Source organism: Caulobacter sp. P1_B12_2 (assembly GCF_056406675.1).
Map to the genome: position 1 here is coordinate 1 of NZ_JBFTZS010000687.1, position 1,593 is coordinate 1,593.

The window sequence follows — 1,593 nt, forward strand, 5'->3', positions numbered from 1 at the left end:
GGCTTCCTGTTCGCCCAACTGCGTGAGCAAGGCCCCTCTCCACGCAAGGATGGCCGCCTGCTGGACCTGGCCACCAAGGGCTCGGGCCAGACGCCGTGGTCGCGGGCCGGCGACGGGCGGCTGACCCTGAAGGGCGGGGTGCGCGAGATCCTGGCCTCCACCCTGCTGGAGGCCCTGGGCGTGCCCACCTCGCGAACCTTCTCCCTGGTTGAGACCGGCGAGGACCTGGTGCGCGGCGACGAGCCCAGCCCCACCCGCTCGGCGGTTCTGACCCGGCTGTCGCACAGCCACATCCGGTTCGGCACGTTCCAGCGCCACGCCTTCCTGGAGCGGCCAGACAACATCACCGCCCTGGTCGACCACGCGGTCGAGACCTACTACCCGCAGGTCGCCGACGCGCCGGACCGGCCCAAGGTGCTGCTCGAGCAGGTGGTCGCGGCCAGCGCCAGCCTGCTGGCCCGCTGGATGGCGGCCGGCTTCGTGCACGGGGTGCTCAACACCGACAACATGGTCGTCACCGGCGAAAGCTTCGACTACGGCCCCTGGCGCTTCCTGCCGCGCAATGATCCGAACTTCACCGCCGCCTATTTCGACCATTCGGGGCTCTACAGCTTCGGCCGCCAGCCCGAAACGGTGTTCTGGAACCTGCAACAGCTGGCCGGCTGCCTGGCCCAGGTCACCGACGACGCCGGGCTGATCGCCGCCCTGAACGGCTTTTCCGACCTCTATCGCGACGCCCTGCGCGCGGCGATGCTGGACCGGCTGGGCCTCAAGAGCCGCTCGGCGCCGGACGACGTCGCCCTGGTGCAGGCCGCGTTCGGAGCCCTGGCGTCGGGCGGCGAGCCGCTGCGCTGGGAGCCGTTCTTCTTCGATTGGTTCGGCGGCGAGGCGTCGGAAGCTCGCGCCTTGGCCGGTCCGCGCGCCGCGCTCTACGGCCACGAGGCGTTCCTGGATTTCCGCCGCCAGCTGGCGGCGTTCGAGCCGGATCGCCCCGAACGCCTGGACAGTCCGGTCTTCGCCCAGGCCGAGCCCGAGGAGATGCTGATCGACGAGGTCGAGGCCCTGTGGGCGCCGATCGCCCAGGCCGACGACTGGACGCCGCTGAACGCCAAACTAAGTCGAATTGAAGCCGCTCGTGTCGCCTATGCGTTGGGAGACTGACATACGGGTGAGACATATCTGCCGCATGCTGAGCTTTTCCCGCCCAGGCAGGAACAAACGTCAAGCTTCAGCCTTATCTGGGTTGGAACTCGCCTACGAACGATTTGGCTGGTGGAGAATTTCGCATGCGCTTCTTCCAACCCGTGATGCTGGTCTGCGCGGTCGCCATGTCGTTCATCGGCGCCCTGGGCTTGCCGGGCTGCGCCCGGGCGATCGGCGAATGCCTCAACGACAAGCACGAGATGGCTTGATCAACTTCGGCTAGATCGGCGAACGCGCCGCTCAGCGCGTAGAATGTCTCGTCACCCTCTTTAAAACCCGTCATCCCGGGCCTTGTGCCCGGGAYCCCTCTGTCCGCCGCAGGTGCGGGAGGGGCGGTTCGCTGGCGAACCGCTTGCCCTTCACGTGGGGGCTGAACTAGGGGTCCCGGGC

2 protein-coding genes are annotated in these 1,593 nt (G+C 68.2%); both read left to right on the top strand.

Annotation, left to right across the window (positions count from 1 at the left end):
• The coding region (locus tag AC1DZ6_RS24880; protein ID WP_477099768.1) for a protein adenylyltransferase SelO family protein at positions 1-1,161 on the top strand (1,161 nt) is incomplete at its 5' end.
• Between the two features lie 125 nt (positions 1,162-1,286).
• Positions 1,287-1,412, top strand: coding sequence for a hypothetical protein (locus AC1DZ6_RS24885; protein ID WP_155856545.1), 126 nt, complete (start codon positions 1,287-1,289; stop codon positions 1,410-1,412).
• The last annotated feature ends 181 nt before the right edge of the window (positions 1,413-1,593 follow it).